A 17,624-nucleotide genomic window follows, 5' to 3' on the forward strand; every position below is an offset into this window, starting at 1 on the left:
TGCTGTGAAAGACTGCCATAATAATCGGCGGTCTTTTTTGTTTTGAGAGGTTTTATTACTACATTTGGCACGATAGAAAGATGGATGAACGTGTACTTGGAAAATTGAAGATACTGGCTGAGTCGGCAAAGTATGACGTCTCTTGCTCCTCCAGCGGTACAGTGCGCTCCAATAAGGCGGGCACACTGGGTAATACTGTGGGCGGTTGGGGAATCTGTCATAGCTTTGCCGAAGACGGGCGTTGCATCTCATTGCTCAAAGTGATGCTCACTAATTATTGCATCTACGATTGTGCTTACTGTATCAACCGCCGTAGCAACGACCTGCCGCGTGCCACGCTTTCGGTAACCGAACTTGTGGAGCTTACGATGGAGTTTTATCGCCGAAACTATATCGAAGGATTGTTTTTGAGCAGTGGTGTGGTGCGCAATCCGGACTACACGATGGAACGGCTGGTGCGTGTGGCCAAAGACTTGCGTGTGGTTCATCGTTTTAACGGCTATATTCATCTGAAGAGTATTCCCGGTGCCAGCCGTGAGTTGGTGAATGAAGCCGGATTGTATGCCGACCGTCTCAGTGTCAACGTAGAAATACCGAAAGAAGAGAATCTGAAGATGCTGGCTCCCGAGAAAAATCATGAAAGTGTTTATGCGCCGATGCGATACATTCAACAGGGAGTTTTAGAAAGTTCGGAGGAACGTAAGAAACACCGTCATGCTCCCCGTTTTGCTCCTGCAGGACAAAGCACTCAGATGATAGTGGGGGCTACTGCCGAGACGGATAAGGATATATTGCATCTTTCGTCGGCATTGTATAAGAAACCTTCCATGCGTCGTGTCTACTATTCGGGCTACGTCTCTGTGAATACGTATGACAAGCGTCTGCCGGCATTGAAGCAACCGCCTTTGGTACGTGAGAACCGCCTCTATCAGGCCGATTGGCTGATGCGTTTTTATCAATTCAAGGTAGAAGAAATTGTGGATGACGCTTATCCCGATTTGGATTTGGAGATTGACCCTAAACTTTCTTGGGCCTTACGGCATCCTGAACAATTTCCTGTTGACGTGAATAAAGCGGATTATGAAATGTTGCTCCGTGTGCCGGGCATCGGAGTGAAGTCGGCACAACTGATTGTAGCTTCCCGCCGCTTCTCCAGAATAGGGTTTTATCAACTAAAGAAGATGGGGGTGGTAATGAAAAAAGCACAATATTTTATTACTTGCTGCGAACTGCCGATGCGTACAGTGAACGAATTGACGCCTCAAGGTGTGCGCAGCTTGTTGCTGCCCAAGTCTCGAAAGACGAAAGGGGAGGACGGACAATTGCTGCTGGATTTCAAGTAAGGGATGTTTTCTTTATTATTTTGACACAGCTCGTTGCTGAAAATCCGAATAAACTCAAAAACATTTCTATAAAGACTAAGAATTGAAATGAACATCTTTTTCTTCGACCGGACTTTCGAGGGGCTGCTGACCGCTGTTTTCGATGCCTATGTGCGTCGCGTTTTTCCTGATATACTGCTTGGAGAAGGAGAACCCTTGCCTTTGTTTTACGACGAAACATTTACGGTGATTACCGATGCAGAGAAGGCTGCCCGTGTGTGGAAAGGACTGGAAAAGAAACTTTCGGCTTCTGCTCTTGGCTGTTTGGCACAGTGCTGGTTGGCAGAAGAGCCGGAAACTCCGATACTGCTGTTTCGTTATATTCGCAAGGCAATAGATGCACCTCGTTCTATCGAGACCAATTTTGCCGATCCTGATGTGTTGGAATTTTCGCGCATGTGGAAGCGTGTGGACTGGGAGCGTGTACGTTTGCTGCAATTTATCCGCTTTCAGAAAGCGGCGGACGGAACATTCTTTGCTGCCGTAGAGCCGGAAAAGAATGCTTTACCTCTTGTAATCGACCATTTCCGTGACCGGTTCGCCGACCAACCTTGGCTGATATACGACATCAGGCGCGCCTACGGTTATTATTACGATTTAAGGCAAGTGCGTAGAGTGACTTTCGATGAAGACAGTTGCGAGGTACATCTTGTCACCGGTATGCTTGATGAGAGTTTGATGGATAAGGACGAAAAACTTTTTCAATCTCTTTGGAAGGCCTATTTCAAGGCCATTTGTATCAAAGAACGCCTTAATCCCAAAAAACACAGGCAAGATATGCCCGTGCGTTATTGGAAGTATCTGACGGAGAAACAGCAATAGTAACTAATTCATTTTTATTGATGTATGCATATCTGCTATCCTAATTATAACACTATTTATCTGTTGTAATCCGATAGAACCGGCAGAGTTTTCTTCTCAAGCCCATCTGTATTATGGGTATGATTCATAGATATTAAAAATATCTTTTGAAGCTGAACCTCCTTATTGTATAGTGAAGAACTTATATCATTTAGAGTGTTTTCTTCTATATGAGTTATTCTATCTATAATTTCTTGTTTTCTCCAAAGAATATAGTTCATTCTAAAAGCAAATTCTTTTGAAAAATATAATCAAATATTCCTCTTAAAAAGCAAAGAAAAAAGATATGATTGTCTTAGTCCTATACTGATGTATGATCAGTCGTATACTGATCCTACATCAGTCGTATACTCATCCTGCATCAGTCGTATACTCATTCTACCCCCCTCTCAGAAGATGCTCTGGCGTGGGTATTCTTTCCTCTGCTTTTTTTGTCGGGAATGGATTTGAAATGGTAAATAAATATGTCGAGTGCCATTGCTGCTTTTCTCTTTGAAAAGAAATCCGTCATCAACCTTGTTTTTTTGTTTATGACGAAGCATTACGGCTATATCGTTTCTATTCCGAGTTTACCTAAAGTGTCTTATGGATAAAATGAGTGTCTTGTCTCTTATCCTACCACTTTTAATATCTACTTTTTTGTACGTGCAGGAATAAAAGAATATATTTGTGCAGTTTTTTCCATCTGTTTTACGAAGTTTCGAATATCGTTCATTCGTGTTTCTTGCAGATACATGTAGGGCGGGGGAATGTATTTGTTCAATTCTTTACACTAAGACAGGCAGATGATAGCGTGCAAATGGAACGTGTAACTATATAATAAAAACAGTGTATTTATGAAGAAAGTGATTATCAACTCGTATGAGGAATTTGAAAAGCTGGTAGGCCGGCAAATCGGTGTTTCGGATTATGTAGATCTTCCTCAGGAACGCATCAATCTTTTTGCCGATGCAACATTGGACCATCAATGGATTCATGTAGATGCAGAACGTGCCAAGGTAGAGAGTCCTTTCAAGAGCACCATTGCACATGGATATCTCACTTTGTCGATGTTGTCCTACCTGTGGAGTCAGATTATTGAGGTGAATAATCTGAAGATGATGATAAACTATGGCATGGATAAGATGAAATTCGGTCAGGCCGTGTTGTCGGGGCAGCGCATTCGTTTGGTGGCTGATTTGCACTCCTTATCCAATTTGCGTGGGGTGGCAAAGGCAGAAATTAAGTTTGCTATTGAGATTGAGGGAGAGAAGAAAAAAGCACTCGAAGGCATAGCCGTTTTTTTATACTACTTCAACTAAAACTTTCTCTCCATAGGTGGCGGATGGCTGCTATGGGATGATATAGCAGCATCCGCGGACCGGAATATCGCATAATTGCCCGCATCCGCTCTTTCATTTCCGGTTTATAGCAATGCACGGTGCAGAGCCTGCAAGTCGGTTTCTTTTCTTCGAAAGGGCAACGGGAAAGACGGGCATGTGCATATTCCAATGTCTTCCGGCATTGCTGACATAGCCTACGGTTTCCCTCTTTCTGCCTGCAATACAGCCGTACCATCTGCTCTATGGTCTTTTTTTCCTCTTCGATGCGAGATAACATACGAGATACTATCGGTAGTGATTTAAATGATAGAGCAAATATAGAACTTTATTTTGATTGCGGAGAATGAGGAATTGTCTTGATTTTGTTTTATATTCGTTTCCTCAAACCGTCATTTATGGACAAAGACATTTTCAGGCAAGAAGTTTACGACATAGTTGCCGCCATTCCTCCGGGCTGTGTGTTGACGTACGGGCAAATAGCTTACCTGATAGGCAAACCTCAATATTCCCGTATGGTGGGGCATGCCATGCACAATGCTCCTTCGGAGTTGCATTTGCCTTGTCATCGGGTGGTGAACAGTCAAGGACGACCGGCACCTTACTGGATGGAACAAAGAGAATTGCTTGAAGCCGAGGGTGTGAGATTTAAAAAGAATGGATGTGTAGACATGAAACAGGCGCAGTGGGAATTTATGAAAGAATAAATAGAATGGAAAAATGAAATTTATAGGTGCACATGTATCGGCAAGCGGCGGAGTTGAATGGACTCCCGTCAATGCCCATGAGATAGGGGCAAATGCTTTTGCCCTGTTTAGTAAGAATCAGCGTCAGTGGGTGGCAAAGCCCCTGACAGACGAGAGTATCGAACTGTTTAAGGAGAATTGCGTGAAGTATGGCTTGGATGCCTGCCACATTCTGCCCCACGACAGCTATCTGATAAATCTGGGACATCCGGAAGCAGAGGGGCTGGAGAAGAGCCGTGCTGCTTTCTTGGACGAAATGCAGCGTTGCGAGCAACTGGGATTGCGCATGCTGAACTTCCACCTCGGCAGTCATTTGAATAAGATTTCCGTAGAAACATGTCTGGACAGAATAGCAGTGTCCATCAACATTGCTTTGGAGAAGACACGGGGCGTGACCGCCGTCATCGAAAACACGGCCGGTCAGGGGAGCAATATAGGGAATGAGTTCTGGCATCTGAAGTATATCATCGACCGTGTGGACGACAAGTCGCGTGTAGGTGTTTGTCTGGACACCTGCCACACTTATACTGCCGGTTATGACATTGTGAATGAATACGACAAAGTGTTTGATGAATTTGAAACAGCAGTAGGCTTTCATTATCTTCGTGCCGTTCACCTGAACGGCTCCAAGAAGCCTTTGGGAAGCCGGGTAGACCGGCATGACAGCATAGGCAAAGGATTGATCGGACTTGATTTCTTCAAACGTTTCATGACGGATACCCGTTTTAACGATATGCCGGTTGTTCTGGAAACGCCCGATGAATCGCTTTGGGCAGAAGAAATCAGGATGCTGAGGAGTTTTGAGTAAGAGCGGAAAGATGTAAGTCTCTCATTTTCGGCCTGCCTTTTGCCTTAAAAACAAATGATGGGAGTATATAGAATATTTTAAGCGCAGAAGATGCAAGTGTTCCTTTTAAGGGAATAACAGCGTCTTCTGCGCTTTTGGCATTGGAGAGTAAAAGTGTATATTGCTTTGCAGTGATTTCTCGTACTTTAAGTATCTCCTGCAGACGTTTATTAAACGGTTTTACTGCTTTTACTAAAGTTTCTCTTTATTTTTTTAGTAATAAATAGTTACTTGTTTAATAGTGGAATATATTCTTCATATCCTTTTTCTTTCATTTTTTCCTTGGGAATAAACAGTAAGGCCGCGCTGTTGATGCAATATCTCATTCCACCCTTTTCTTTGGGGCCGTCGTTGAATAGATGTCCCAAATGAGTATCGCCTGTTTTGCTGCGTACTTCCGTACGAATCATGCCGTGTGAGTGATCTGCTTTTTCCGTTATGAGAGATTTGTCTATGGGTTTGGAAAAACTCGGCCAACCGCAACCTGAATCGAATTTGTCGGTGGAAACAAACAGCGGTTCCCCCGTGGTGATATCCACATAAATACCGTCTCTCGACTCATTCCAATATTCGTTGTTGAAAGGTGTTTCGGTAGCATTGTTGCGCGTCACGTTATATTGCATTGGGGTGAGTTTTTTCTTTAGAGAAGCGTCATCCATACGGGTATATCTCTTCTTTGGGGAAGGGGCAGGGTTTGCCTCTTTGGCTGCTTGGAATAATCTTTTCGGGATATGGCAATATCCGTCGGGATGTTTGTTTAAGTAATCCTGATGATACTCTTCGGCCGGGAAATAATTTTCCAAGGGCTTGTACTCCACAGCAATCGGTTTGGTATGTTTCGCGGCAAGCCGGTTTATCGAGGCCTTTATGAGAGGCTCGTCCGCTTTATCGGTATAATAAATACCCGTGCGGTACTGCGTGCCCGCATCATTTCCTTGCTTATTGACACTGATGGGGTCGATTGTTTCGAAAAACAGCTCCAGCAACATTTCCGGGGTGAGCTGCTTGGGGTCATATTCCACTTTCACGGTTTCAACAAATCCTGTTTTTCCCGTCGATACGGTTTGGTAGTCGGGATGGCTGCCCTTGCCGTTGGCATAGCCGACTTCTGTCTTAATCACGCCGCGGATTTGTTTCAGGTAATGCTCCGTACCCCAGAAACATCCTCCGGCCAGATAGATTTCCTTTTTCACGTTTTTAACTTCTTTCGTCATATCTTTTTTCTTTTGTAAGGTTTGGGGGCTTGCAAAAACAAGAGAGAAAGCCCCAAGCAAGAGAATTGCAATACTTAATGTTTTCATTGTTTATCTGATTATATTTGTTTATTGTTTTCTGTCTTTTCTCCGGAAGCCGAACAACATCATTCCGAATCCGAGAAATGCGATGTCTTTAAGTATGAAAAAATCGGTTACGACTACACCGTCCTTGATTTTCCACATACCGGGAGTGAAGAATAAAAAGCTGAGTGTGACGAGGAATATCACTATTATTCCTGCTCCGGCATATCGTCTTAGAGAATGGAATTTAATCGACAGAAGCAATAGAAAGGCTGTCGATATCTCTACCAAACCTATCACATTGGAAACGGTTTGCAGATCGAACAGATTATACACTCTTCCGAAAAGAGGGTGATGTGCTACCAAAGGTTTGATGGCGGCTGCCTCCGTTGGGGTAAATTTGAATATTCCGATCCACAGAAGGATAGCGGCAGTGCCGAGGAGGGTAATATAATATCCGGTTTGGAATATTCCCTCATAAGGAAAAGATTGTTTTCTCATACTCATCTTGTCAATTCTTTTTTTAATTACCTTGAATTTGTCTATTCATTTTTCGGAATCCTACAAAAGGCTTTCCCGATTTTATAGTCGGTAAAATCATGCAATCCTGACAAGGAGAGGGAGATTATAAGCTCATTTTTTTCTTTATGTTATCTTTAAATGATTGTATTTCAGTGTTATTGAAAGATTCTTTTTTCTCATATTTTTTTGTGAGCAGCCAATCTATCCACTCCACCTTTTTAGCATAGGCCGCACACCATTTACATATCGATAAGTGTGCACGGAGACGTATCCTTAAAATGAGAGGGAGTTCTCCGGCATTCTTTCGCTCGATCAGCGATGGTACCCGGCTGCACGGCATAATAAAGAAATGAATCAATTTATTGAATAATGCTTTCATAATTTGTCAAACCAGTTTAATTCGATACATTTTCTCAGCTGCATACGACTGCGTTGAAGAATCTTCCATAAATTGGTCGCGGCAATGTCCAGTTCATGACATACTTCATCGGCTTTTTTCTGATCAATGTAGTATCTCTTTACGGTAATCTGCCATTGAGATGGAAGGCGTTCGATACACTTGTCCAAAACATCCAGAATCGTATTTTCTCCTTCCGGTTCATTGGAAATACGAGGCCATTCATGCAGCACGGAGTCATCCGTCCATGAACCCGATGAATCGAAAAAATCCGGTATGCTGACTGTTTCGGGCTTGCGATACCGATCCCGGTAGAAGTCGGCAATTTTGTTTTTCAAGATATTTTGTAGCCAAGTTAGCGGCGTACTCTTTCTTTGAAAGGCATGATAGGATAATGAAGCGGATATAAATACTTCTTGCACCAAATCCATGGCATCATTCTTGTCCGTCACCATTGATAACGCGCGGTTCAATAATAGGCCGGAGTAAGATTCTATCCATTTGTTTATTTCTTCGTTATCCTGTTTCATACAAAAAATGATTTTGTCTTGAATAAGCTTTGCTCAAAATAAGAAAGACACCAATATTAAGGAGATTGAAACCACTACCTTAGTGACGGAGACCAAATACCTTGGCTCGTGGCAAATATAATACTTTTCTCGCAGATTAGGGGTAGATATTAATCTGAACATTGTTTATTGTTCCACTTCCACTTGATTTAAATTTCCACTTTGCCGCCTTTCACACCAACCGCCCAATCCTTCGTTTGACAGGTATAATCCTTTGTTGTACCAGACACAAGTGTTCAAGCTGTCAGACACAAGTGTCTGTCGCGTCAAACACAAGTGTCTGACAGAATAGATGCAGTCGTTTGATTTTCAATGATTTTTTGATAAGGAGCAAGACGCCGGCAAGGTTACTCACTTATGGCCTGTACTTCTTCCGTGATATATTCTTTGATAGAATTTTTGTGCTTTCGTCCGAGAATTCTTTTGTCCGCTTCACGAGTCTATTCTTTAAAATGTCGCTTTTTGGCTTATTTTCATTGTTTCCCCGGTTGCGGGATGTGTAAACTCTAAGGTTTCGGCGTGCAGATACAATCGTTTGGCCTTTTTCCCATACAGTTCGTCTCCGATGATGGGACAATTCAGGCCAAGCGGATGAGCGGCATGTACACGGAGTTGGTGAGTACGGCCGGTACGTGGATAGAAGGCAATACGGGTTTGTTTGTCGGTGCGCTCCAAGACCTCGAAGTCTGTAATGGCAGGCTTGCCGTGTTGTGCATGTACCATTTGCCGGGGGCGGTCAAAAGGGTTCAAACAAAGAGGAAGCTCAATGGTTCCGCGGTCTGTTCGCACTGTCCCGTCAAGCAAAGCGATATAACGCTTGTTGATGAGGCGGTTCTTGAATTGAGCCTGCAAATCCCGATGTATATGTTTGGTTTTGGCAATTAACAACAAGCCTGAGGTAGCCATGTCGAGTCGGTGAACCAGCAAGGGACCGTCGGCATCCGGATATTGTTTGCGTATCAGGCTGAATATGGAGGAAACGTCTTCCTTACCCGGTACGGACAACATGCCTGCCGGTTTGTCTACTACCAGTAGCCACTGGTCCTCGTAAACAATCTCCGGATTTTTATCTTGTGCCTGCATCTCTTTCAACATGGGGTTCTCCTCAACCTGTAATCCTTGCAACATGTGGTTCAGAATGGGTTCGCATTTCCCTTTGCATGCAGGGTAGTATTGACCATGATGGCGTATTTCTGTCTTCGGGGAATCTCCCCACCAGAATTCAGCCATAGCGAGCGGCTTCCATCCATGCAGATAGGCTTGCTGCAATAATTTGGGGGCAGCGCATTCGCCCGCACCGGCCGGAGGAGTCTTATGTACGGTTTCTTCGAATATCTCGCAGAGGTTCTTATACTCTCCACGCCGGTTCAATATCTTGAATTGTGCGAATAGCTCTTGCTGCAATATGGCGGAACGCCTTTTACGTTCCGCTTTTAAATTCCGTATCTGTTTTAATTGACTTTCGGCCTGTGTTTGCAAAATGGCTGTTCTTTCTTTCCAAGCACGTTCCAACCGTTTGTATTCAGCTTTTTGGAATTGACTTTCACGTATCAGTGAGGCTTCTTCCTGTGCGTCCGTCATGCCTGATTTCCTGCGATGCTCTCTTTTTACTTTGGCTTCTTTTAGTTCTGCCTTTGCCTGAGTCAATGCCTTTTGCCCGGCTTGAATGTTCTGGTTCAGCTCAGCCAGCAACCGGGTGTAGCTTTCATCCTCTTCCAGCAACTTGATGTTTCGATTAATGGCAGAGATGTTTTCTTCTTCTATTCTGAATAATCCTTGCGGTTGCAGAAAATCATATATAGGCGGCACGAAGTAGGAGTGTTGGTTCCGTCCGGCCAATATGCCCGAAAAGGCTGCTAAAAAGCCGATCTCGTTTTCCTTGGTTTGCACGACAAGCACACCGAACATTTTACCTTTGCTCAACTCTTCCTGCCATTCAGACTGTCCGTTGAGATAACTCTGTACTTCTTGCGCGGCCAGTATGCATAAAGGGTGCGGTGTGTAGCAGAAAGGATAGGTAAACCTTTCCGGAAGCGGAATGTTGGCGATGGGGGTGGAGAAAGAATGGAGCATAACGATATATAAAAAGACTGCCTCTGTGCAGGGAATGATTTTTCTATTCTTGTTTCTTTTTAGTAGAGGAAATCTCTTGTTGCCGTGGTTTTAGGGCAGATAGGATACGTGCTTTCTTTTTTCCGTATTTGCGTTCCTTTTCCCATGCGGATTTTCGGGCCTGATATTGCTCCATCTGCTTTTCGAGGTAATTGTCTGCCATAAGACTTCTTGATTTTTTTAAGTTTACAGTTGAAACAGCAAAGGGTGTGTCAACATTCTTCATGATATTCTTTTAGACACGAATTATCTGTCTCTTGCGGGTTTTGTCAATGAAAACCGCATTAATCCAAGGAACCGTGTCTGATATTATATCATAACACAGGATACTTTTGTTTTTGTCACACCCTTATCGTTGCGTGGGTAATGAAAATTCCTGCCAGTCATACTCTTCTCCATATTCATTGGCCACGGCAATGTGCAGGATAATATTTCCTGTCTTTATACGCTCTCCGGCACGGATGGTCGCCGTGTACTTCACTCCGTTACGAGGTGTAATTTGCTCTATCATGACGGAAGGGGAAATGTAGATGCGTTTCATTCCGGATACTTCAGTCACCAGCGGAACCACATTGTAGGCGGTTTCAGTACCTTCGTTCATGATTTCAAAAATCACTTTACTGCTCTCGCCCGAATGGATGATGTGGTCACGGCTGTCATCAATGAAGCGTATGTTTCGTATCTTCAGATACTTGTCGGCTATGGGTTTCCGGTATATTTCAGATTGAGGAGAGTCCGGTTGCGTCCTTTCTATCCTATATGCATATTCCTCTTGTCTTTGGGGGGTAGTGGCGGCATTGGCAATGGCAGCTCCGGCAATGGTTCCGATAATGGTTCCAATGGCCGAACCTCGATAACTGCCCCTCCATCCTCCGCTGCTTTCACCTATTAGTCCGCCGATGGCACCACCTACATTTCCTCCAATGGCAGCTCCGGTCAATACGGCATTAGGGTTGCCGGTTGCCGTCCGGCTTGTTTCGCATCCGCTACACATCACGATTAATGCCAGTACTCCTATAAAAAACTTGTTCATATAGATATCTCTTCCTGTTTTGTTATAATTAAGAAGAACGTGTTTCAAAGCCGCATTCTTCCATGAAGATAGACGCTTATTTGTATTTTGCCTTGATTTCTGGCAATGCTTTCTGTATATCGCTGATTCGGCGGGCGTCACTGGGGTGGGTACTCATCAGTTCTGGCACTTTGGCAGTGCTGCCTGAGGACATTTTCTGCCAAAACTTGACGGCAACATCCGGATTGTAGCCGGCCATTCGCATAAAAATCAGTCCCATATAGTCTGCTTCCAATTCGTGTTTACGGGAGAAAGGCAACATGACTCCATATTGTGCACCTACACCGTACACCTGATTGGCAATTGTTTGTATGGCGGCACTCTTTTGCGAGAGTGACAGGCTAAGTATTTGTGAGCCATATTGTGCCAATATCTGTTGACTCATGCGTTCATTGCTGTGTTTTGCCACGGCGTGGGCCACCTCATGGCCGATAACCACGGCCAGTTCGTCATCGGAGGAAACTATTTTCATCAATCCCTCATATACCACAATCTTTCCGCCTGGCATGCAGAAAGCGTTTATCTGTCCGTCCCTTACCAGATTAAATTCCCATGCAAAATTTTTCACTTCTGCAGCCAATCCGTTCTGTCTCAAGTATTGCTCGGTAGCTGCTGCAATTCTTTTTCCCACGCGTGTCACCATTGCCGCTTGTTGGACCGATGCCGACTTCGGGGCGGTTTTCATATAATCCTTATATTGGGTCAGGCTGGAAGTCAACACTTCCTGATCCGATACCAAAAGTACCTGCTTCCGCCCGGTCACAGGGACAGAACCGCATCCTGCCAACATGAGCAGAGAAACGATTATTAAAGAGATTTGTTTCTTCATATCATTTGTCTTTGTTGTTTGATGATGCAAAGGTAGAGAAAGTATTGGAAAGGTTGTTCTGTTTTTCGTAACTTCTTTCCTCCGGAGCAGATAGAATATTGAAAATAACAGGATATGTCGAAAGTGAAAGGGAGAGGAGATTATAATATTCAGGTGCAGATTCCACCGATTATCACGCTTTCTCTAAATAAGCTCCGTGAATCCGGCGTAATCTGCACCTGAAAAGAAGTGATAAGGCGTTTTTGACGCACCTTTATTATCGAAGATTAAATAAATCTTTTATTCCAATCTGCGAGCACCATCGCTGATGACCACATCATAGATCTTCGGACTTCTGCCGAATTTCTTCTTGAATTCTTCTTTGGCTTTCTCGATGAATGTGGTGTACAATTCATTTTTCACCAAGTTGATGGTGCAACCGCCGAATCCGCCACCCATTACGCGTGAACCGGTGACACCGCAGTCAAAGGCAAGGTTGTTCAAGAAATCGAGTTCTTCGCAGCTCACTTCATACAATTTACTCATGCCTTGGTGGGTTTCATACATCTTCTGGCCTACGGTTTCGTAATCACCTTTTTCCAAAGCATCGCATACATCAAGTACACGTTGAATCTCTTCTATGACATATTCTGCGCGCATGTAATCTTCTGCACTGATGTCTTCTTTCGACTCTTGGAGCATTTCCATCGTTACGTCACGCAGGAACTCTACGTGCGGATGTTTTTTTTGGACTACTGCAACGGCTGCTTCGCAACTTTGGCGACGTTTATTGTAGGCAGAAGATGCCAATTCGTGTTTCACCACAGAATCGACAAGTACCAGACGGTAGCCTTGTGGGTCAAATGGGAAATATTGATATTCCAATGAACGGCAATCTAAACGGATGAGGCTGCCTTTTTTTCCGAATACAGAAGCAAATTGATCCATGATGCCGCAATTCACGCCACAGTAGTTGTGCTCGGTGGCTTGTCCCACTTTTGCCAATTCGAATTTATCGATTTTGTTTTCACCGAATAAATCGTTCAATGCAAAAGCGTATGTGCTTTCCAAAGCAGCAGAAGAGGACATTCCTGCACCCAAAGGTACATCACCGGCAAAGGCTGTATTGAAACCTTTAACGTCTACACCTCTCTTTATCATTTCCCGACATACACCGAAAATATATCTTGCCCAACTTGCACGAGGTATATCCTCTTCGTTCAGACCAAACTCTACATAATCTTTCAAGTCGATGGAGTAAGCCTTCACCGTATTGGTGCCATTGGGCTTTAATTCTGCAATCATTCCCTTGTCAATAGCTCCGGGGAATACAAACCCACCGTTATAATCTGTGTGCTCACCGATAAGGTTGATGCGACCCGGAGATGCATAGACAGCTCCTGTTGTTCCGTCAAAATGCTTGATGAAACGACTTCTTACGTATTCTATATCCATGATATTTATATTTTATAAGGTGAATATTTTTTCTTTTCACTTATTCCACCGGAATGTCTTTATTGACATTCTTGCAACCTATCAAACCGTAGAACAGTAGATATGCCAGAGCGGCAATGATAACCCAATAGCTAGGCATGAAACCTGCTATATCGGCCACCCAATTCTGAATGACAGGCAAGATACCTCCACCACATACCAATACCATGAACAGACCGGAAGCAGCGGCCAGATATTTACCTAACCCTTCTACTGCAAGATTGAAGATTCCGCCCCACATGATAGAAGTGCAAAGACCCACTAATACTAAATACATGGCGTTGATGGGTACTTCTGCAAGTCCGAAAGACAAACCTCCGGTTTCACTTTGTTGAAGTACCGGCAGATTGACAAACGAACCTATTGATGAGAAGATGGCAAGAAATACTAAAATCAGACCTAATGCAGATGTGAAAATGAGCATGGCTCTACTGGATACTTTTGCACCCAATGAAACACCTGCCAAGCGACCGATCAACATAAGAAACCAATATGTTCCTACAACAAAACCGGAGATAGTGGAAGGAATACCGGCTCCTCCTTTTTCAATAGGGTCGGTCAGGAACAGGTTCAACGTACCCGGTACGCCTACCTCAACACCTACATATACAAAGATTGCGATAGCGCCCAATACGAAATGGCGGAACTTCAACGCTCCGGCCATTAGTTTGCCGATAGGTTCAGTGGTTGTTGCAGCATTGGGTTCCGGTATGGGTACGAACAAGAGAACAAAGAATGCAAAAGCAAATACAGCCATTGCAGTATACATTACAGGGAATATCTGAGAGATTGTGGCTTTTTCGATGGAACCGGCGATCAGGATACCTACAAACATAGGAGTGATAGTGGCCATTACAGAGTTGAAAGATCCACCAACTTGGATAAGCTGGTTTCCTTTTTTGCCTTCACCGCCGAGTTTGTTCAACATTGGGTTGACCACCGTATTGAGCAAGCACATGGAGAAACCGGCAATGAATGCACCGATCAGATATACTGCGAACGCTGCCTCAGGGCTGGCATGGCCGGACAAATATTGAACACCTACACCGATAAAGCCGACAGCTACTGCTATCAATGCTGTTTTCTTATATCCTACTCGTTGTAATAAAATGCCGCTTGGTATTCCCATCACTGCATATGCGATGAAGTTACCGAAGTTACCCAACATTCCTAATGCGTTGGATACTGAAAACTGATTTTTCAGTACAATCCCCATAGGGGCGGCAAGGTTGGTAACAAATGAGATCATACCAAAAAGGAAGATCATCGTGATAATTGCGATGAGTTTACCATTCTGTTTTTGTTGTGTCATGGTTTCTTTAAAATTATAAGTTTATAAATTAGGTTAGTTATTTCATTCTTGTACGCCGAATTTGTAGATGGTTACCTGTTGGTATTCATCGCCCGGCAGCAAGATGGCTGATGGGAAATGGGCCTTGTTGGGTGTGTCGGGGAAGCATTGAGCTTCAAAGCAAACGGCACTTCTGGCAGGGAATGTAGCTCTGTGGGCGCCTTCGAACCCATTAAGCCAGTTGCCGGTATAGAGTTGGACACCGTTTTCCGTTGTATATACTTCCATCGTTCGTCCGCTATCGGGGTCGGTACAAGTGGCTGCCAAACTCAATTCTCCGCTTTCTGTTTTATTCAGAACATAGCAATGGTCGTAGCCGCTGCCATTTACCAATTGCCCGAATTTTCCATCAATCCTTTCTCCAATGGCATGAGGAGTGCGGAAATCCATAGGCGTATCTTCGACCTTTAATATCTCTCCCGTAGGAATAGATACTTCGTCGATAGGAACATAAAAATCGGCGTTGATGGTGATGATATGATTCAGAACGGTAGGAGAGGGAGTGGCTATGCCGGCAAGATTGAAGAAAGCATGATTGGTCAGATTCACGATGGTGGCTTTGTCCGTGGTGGCTCGGTATTCTATTACCAAAGCATTGGTTTCGTCTTCGAGACAATATGTCATTTCTACTTTCAAATTGCCGGGAAAACCTTCTTCTCCGTCCACAGAGGTGTAATTAAAGATAACAGTAGACTGATCGGGTTGTACGGCATCCCATACACGAGTATGGAAACCGGTTGGTCCACCATGCAATGAGTTGGGACCGTTGTTGATTGTCAATTGGTGTTCCTCACCATACAATGTAAACTTACCTTTAGCTATGCGATTGCCGTAGCGGCCGATGGTAGTGTTCAAAAAAGGTTCCGGACTATTGACTACGTGCTCGATGCTATCGTGTCCTAAAACTACGTTGGCATATTTCCCTGCTTTGTCGGGAACCATAATGGAAAGTATTGCACAGCCGTAATTGGTTACTGCTACTTCCATGCCCTGCGCATTTTTCAGGATGAACAAATCGGTTTTTTTGCTATTGATGTTTTTTTGAAATTTATTTCTGTCCAGACCGGACAGATTATTTTCTGTTGGAGTGTTCATCATATTCATGGCTGATTTAAATTTCTTGCAAATAAAAAGAAATTCTTTTGTTCTCCCAAGTAATTGAGAGGAAATATAGAAAGCATTTTAGGAAAGTTTAGCGTTTTGTTAATAGAATGCAATTCGGTATTTTTTTGTAAATTTGTCCCCGTAATCTAAAAAACACATCATTAACAGAATGTTTTAATTATAACAACAAATGTATCCTCTTAAATTTGAGCCTATTCTGAAGCAAACACTTTGGGGGGGCGACAAGATTATTCCATTCAAACATTTGAATGATAACCTCGCTAATGTAGGTGAGAGTTGGGAAGTTTCGGCGGTAGAAGGTAGTGAGTCAATAGTGGCTAATGGCGCCGACAAGGGGCTGACACTATCTGAAATGGTCAGAAAGTATAAGGAAGAATTGGTTGGTGAAGCCAACTATGCTCGTTTTGGTTCTAAATTTCCTTTATTGATAAAGTTTATTGATGCTAAGCTGGACTTGTCAATTCAGGTACATCCGGGTGATGAATTGGCAAAGAAACGTCACAATAGCTTTGGTAAAAATGAAATGTGGTATGTCATTTCCGCGGACAAGGATGCGAAATTGATTTCAGGTTTCTCCGAACAAATCACCCCGAAAGAATATAAGGAGAGAGTGTATAACGGTACATTTGCCGAGGTGCTGCAGACTTGTGCTATTAAACCCGGGGATGTTTTTTATGTTCCGGCTGGCCGTGTGCATGGAATAGGAGCGGGAGCTTTTGTGGCTGAAATTCAGCAGACGTCTGATATAACTTATCGTATTTTTGATTATAATCGCAAGGATAAAGACGGTAATTTAAGGGAGTTGCACACCGGACAGGCTATGGATGCCATCAATTTTGCAGATGTGCAAGACGATTTTCGTACGGAATACGAATTGGGGCAGAATGAACCGGTAGAAATAGTGGCAAGCCCATACTTCACGACCTCTGTATATGATATGACAGAAGAAATTACTTGTGATTATTCTGAATTAGACTCATTTGTCATATTCATATGCGTGGAAGGTGCTTGCCGCATTGTGGACGATGAAAAGAATGAACTTTTCATGCAGGCCGGTGAAACGGTTTTGCTTCCGGCTACTACGCAAGAAGTAACAATTATTCCTGAAGGTACAGTGAAGATGCTTGAGACGTATGTCTGAGTTTATTAGATGCTGTGTTGTTTTTGTGTTGATGAGTTGGAGGACATAGGACTCTTAAGAAGTCGGTCTCTCGGATCATTCAACGTGTCCCCTTTTGCAATTGTGTAAATGTAAACCTGCGTTTGAGCCAGTTTGCATGTGCCACAGTAAATAATTACGCTTGTACAAGTAGGAATTTATGCTTGTGCAAGCGTAATTTTTATATATGCGCATAATCGAAAGGAAATAAAACAGTTATACTTTTTTTTTAGATTACCTTGCTTGCTTGACCACAGGGGGGCTGCACTCTTATTTCAAGAATTGTAGCTTACGCTTTGAATAAAATGAATTAGGGAAGAACACACGGATTCGGGCCAATCACTCCTTTCCTCATCTGTCTTTGAAGGAGCATTTATATAAATTGATAGCCAGAATATTGTATGTGTAATAATAAGTTACTCTTTGCCGTCCGTCTTTTGCTACAAGTTCAGAGATTAATATATCCCCTCAGGAAGTACTTCTGAGAGGGGGTGGGATCAGTATACGACTGATGTACCTTCTGTATACGACTGATGCAGGATCAGTATAGGACTGATGTACCCTCCGTACGGAACTGAATATT

At 43.5% G+C, this 17,624-nt stretch carries 17 protein-coding genes; 6 read left to right on the plus strand and 11 right to left on the minus strand.

All coding sequences use genetic code 11. The annotated features are described in order from the left end of the window. The first annotated feature begins 80 nt into the window (after nt 1-80). The 3 genes from C3V43_RS01885 to C3V43_RS01900 all read left to right on the plus strand — a co-directional run bounded on the left by C3V43_RS01885 (nt 81) and on the right by C3V43_RS01900 (nt 3,544). Entirely contained in the window at nt 81-1,343 is a 1,263-nt protein-coding gene (locus C3V43_RS01885) for a putative DNA modification/repair radical SAM protein (RefSeq protein WP_106068361.1), read from the plus strand. An 87-nt stretch (nt 1,344-1,430) separates the two neighbouring features. Further along, on the plus strand, nt 1,431-2,204 hold the full coding sequence (locus tag C3V43_RS01890; RefSeq protein WP_106068362.1) for a TIGR03915 family putative DNA repair protein: 774 nt from the start codon (nt 1,431-1,433) through the stop codon (nt 2,202-2,204). Nucleotides 2,205-3,079: 875 nt separating this feature from the next. Next, nucleotides 3,080-3,544, plus strand: a complete 465-nt coding sequence (locus C3V43_RS01900) for a MaoC family dehydratase (protein ID WP_106068364.1) — start codon at nt 3,080-3,082, stop codon at nt 3,542-3,544. Here the strand turns inward: C3V43_RS01900 and C3V43_RS01905 are convergent. After that, nucleotides 3,537-3,842, minus strand: coding sequence for a nitrous oxide-stimulated promoter family protein (locus tag C3V43_RS01905; protein WP_106068365.1), 306 nt, complete (start codon nt 3,840-3,842; stop codon nt 3,537-3,539). The two genes, C3V43_RS01900 and C3V43_RS01905, sit on opposite strands and share 8 nt — an antisense overlap. A 118-nt stretch (nt 3,843-3,960) precedes the next feature. On the opposite strand from C3V43_RS01905, the gene C3V43_RS01910 reads away from it, so the two are divergent. Further along, nucleotides 3,961-4,269, plus strand: coding sequence for an MGMT family protein (locus C3V43_RS01910; RefSeq protein ID WP_106068366.1), 309 nt, complete (start codon nt 3,961-3,963; stop codon nt 4,267-4,269). 13 nt (nt 4,270-4,282) lie between these two features. Then, complete coding sequence (nfo, locus tag C3V43_RS01915; RefSeq protein ID WP_106068367.1) at nt 4,283-5,116, plus strand: deoxyribonuclease IV; 834 nt, start codon at nt 4,283-4,285, stop codon at nt 5,114-5,116. 266 nt (nt 5,117-5,382) lie between these two features. On the opposite strand, the gene msrB is transcribed toward nfo, so the two are convergent. The 10 genes from msrB to C3V43_RS01970 form a co-directional block, all read right to left on the minus strand. Next, complete coding sequence (msrB, locus tag C3V43_RS01920) at nt 5,383-6,456, minus strand: peptide-methionine (R)-S-oxide reductase MsrB (RefSeq protein ID WP_106068368.1); 1,074 nt, start codon at nt 6,454-6,456, stop codon at nt 5,383-5,385. 21 nt (nt 6,457-6,477) lie between these two features. Then, a complete protein-coding gene (locus C3V43_RS01925) occupies nt 6,478-6,939 on the minus strand; it encodes a DUF417 family protein (protein ID WP_106068369.1) in 462 nt (153 codons plus the stop codon). Between the two features lie 390 nt (nt 6,940-7,329). Continuing rightward, nucleotides 7,330-7,881 (minus strand): sigma-70 family RNA polymerase sigma factor, encoded by a 552-nt coding sequence (locus C3V43_RS01935; RefSeq protein WP_106068371.1) that lies wholly within the window; start codon nt 7,879-7,881, stop codon nt 7,330-7,332. A gap of 486 nt (nt 7,882-8,367) precedes the next feature. Then, a complete protein-coding gene (locus C3V43_RS01940) occupies nt 8,368-9,993 on the minus strand; it encodes an RluA family pseudouridine synthase (protein ID WP_106068372.1) in 1,626 nt (541 codons plus the stop codon). Between the two features lie 43 nt (nt 9,994-10,036). Further along, nucleotides 10,037-10,258: a hypothetical protein gene (locus tag C3V43_RS01945; RefSeq protein ID WP_106068373.1), complete on the minus strand. Its 222-nt coding sequence runs from the start codon at nt 10,256-10,258 to the stop codon at nt 10,037-10,039. Between the two features lie 123 nt (nt 10,259-10,381). Next, nucleotides 10,382-11,065, minus strand: coding sequence for a YMGG-like glycine zipper-containing protein (locus C3V43_RS01950; protein WP_174704379.1), 684 nt, complete (start codon nt 11,063-11,065; stop codon nt 10,382-10,384). A 76-nt stretch (nt 11,066-11,141) separates the two neighbouring features. Continuing rightward, a complete protein-coding gene (locus tag C3V43_RS01955) occupies nt 11,142-11,933 on the minus strand; it encodes a M48 family metallopeptidase (RefSeq protein WP_106068374.1) in 792 nt (263 codons plus the stop codon). Nucleotides 11,934-12,212: 279 nt separating this feature from the next. Next, nucleotides 12,213-13,367 (minus strand): galactokinase, encoded by a 1,155-nt coding sequence (gene galK / locus C3V43_RS01960; RefSeq protein ID WP_106068375.1) that lies wholly within the window; start codon nt 13,365-13,367, stop codon nt 12,213-12,215. 40 nt (nt 13,368-13,407) lie between these two features. Next, complete coding sequence (locus tag C3V43_RS01965; RefSeq protein ID WP_106040096.1) at nt 13,408-14,718, minus strand: MFS transporter; 1,311 nt, start codon at nt 14,716-14,718, stop codon at nt 13,408-13,410. 42 nt (nt 14,719-14,760) lie between these two features. Beyond that, entirely contained in the window at nt 14,761-15,855 is a 1,095-nt protein-coding gene (locus tag C3V43_RS01970; RefSeq protein ID WP_106070408.1) for an aldose epimerase family protein, read from the minus strand. 196 nt (nt 15,856-16,051) lie between these two features. Here C3V43_RS01970 and C3V43_RS01975 point away from each other — a divergent pair, with 196 nt between their 5' ends. Further along, on the plus strand, nt 16,052-17,023 hold the full coding sequence (locus C3V43_RS01975) for a type I phosphomannose isomerase catalytic subunit (protein WP_106068376.1): 972 nt from the start codon (nt 16,052-16,054) through the stop codon (nt 17,021-17,023). Nucleotides 17,024-17,624 lie beyond the last annotated feature (601 nt).

The sequence above is a fragment of the Prevotella heparinolytica genome (assembly GCF_002998535.1).
GTDB classification, from domain to species: Bacteria; Bacteroidota; Bacteroidia; order Bacteroidales; family Bacteroidaceae; genus Bacteroides; species Bacteroides heparinolyticus.

Coding starts and splice junctions, on each gene's coding strand:
- C3V43_RS01885 (WP_106068361.1), top strand. CDS start 81: ATGGATGAACGTGTACTTGGAAAATTGAAGATACTGGCTGAGTCGGCA.
- C3V43_RS01890 (WP_106068362.1), top strand. CDS start 1,431: ATGAACATCTTTTTCTTCGACCGGACTTTCGAGGGGCTGCTGACCGCT.
- C3V43_RS01900 (WP_106068364.1), top strand. CDS start 3,080: ATGAAGAAAGTGATTATCAACTCGTATGAGGAATTTGAAAAGCTGGTA.
- C3V43_RS01905 (WP_106068365.1), bottom strand. CDS start 3,842: ATGTTATCTCGCATCGAAGAGGAAAAAAAGACCATAGAGCAGATGGTA.
- C3V43_RS01910 (WP_106068366.1), top strand. CDS start 3,961: ATGGACAAAGACATTTTCAGGCAAGAAGTTTACGACATAGTTGCCGCC.
- nfo (WP_106068367.1), top strand. CDS start 4,283: ATGAAATTTATAGGTGCACATGTATCGGCAAGCGGCGGAGTTGAATGG.
- msrB (WP_106068368.1), bottom strand. CDS start 6,456: ATGAAAACATTAAGTATTGCAATTCTCTTGCTTGGGGCTTTCTCTCTT.
- C3V43_RS01925 (WP_106068369.1), bottom strand. CDS start 6,939: ATGAGTATGAGAAAACAATCTTTTCCTTATGAGGGAATATTCCAAACC.
- C3V43_RS01935 (WP_106068371.1), bottom strand. CDS start 7,881: ATGAAACAGGATAACGAAGAAATAAACAAATGGATAGAATCTTACTCC.
- C3V43_RS01940 (WP_106068372.1), bottom strand. CDS start 9,993: ATGCTCCATTCTTTCTCCACCCCCATCGCCAACATTCCGCTTCCGGAA.
- C3V43_RS01945 (WP_106068373.1), bottom strand. CDS start 10,258: ATGAAGAATGTTGACACACCCTTTGCTGTTTCAACTGTAAACTTAAAA.
- C3V43_RS01950 (WP_174704379.1), bottom strand. CDS start 11,065: ATGAACAAGTTTTTTATAGGAGTACTGGCATTAATCGTGATGTGTAGC.
- C3V43_RS01955 (WP_106068374.1), bottom strand. CDS start 11,933: ATGAAGAAACAAATCTCTTTAATAATCGTTTCTCTGCTCATGTTGGCA.
- galK (WP_106068375.1), bottom strand. CDS start 13,367: ATGGATATAGAATACGTAAGAAGTCGTTTCATCAAGCATTTTGACGGA.
- C3V43_RS01965 (WP_106040096.1), bottom strand. CDS start 14,718: ATGACACAACAAAAACAGAATGGTAAACTCATCGCAATTATCACGATG.
- C3V43_RS01970 (WP_106070408.1), bottom strand. CDS start 15,855: ATGATGAACACTCCAACAGAAAATAATCTGTCCGGTCTGGACAGAAAT.
- C3V43_RS01975 (WP_106068376.1), top strand. CDS start 16,052: ATGTATCCTCTTAAATTTGAGCCTATTCTGAAGCAAACACTTTGGGGG.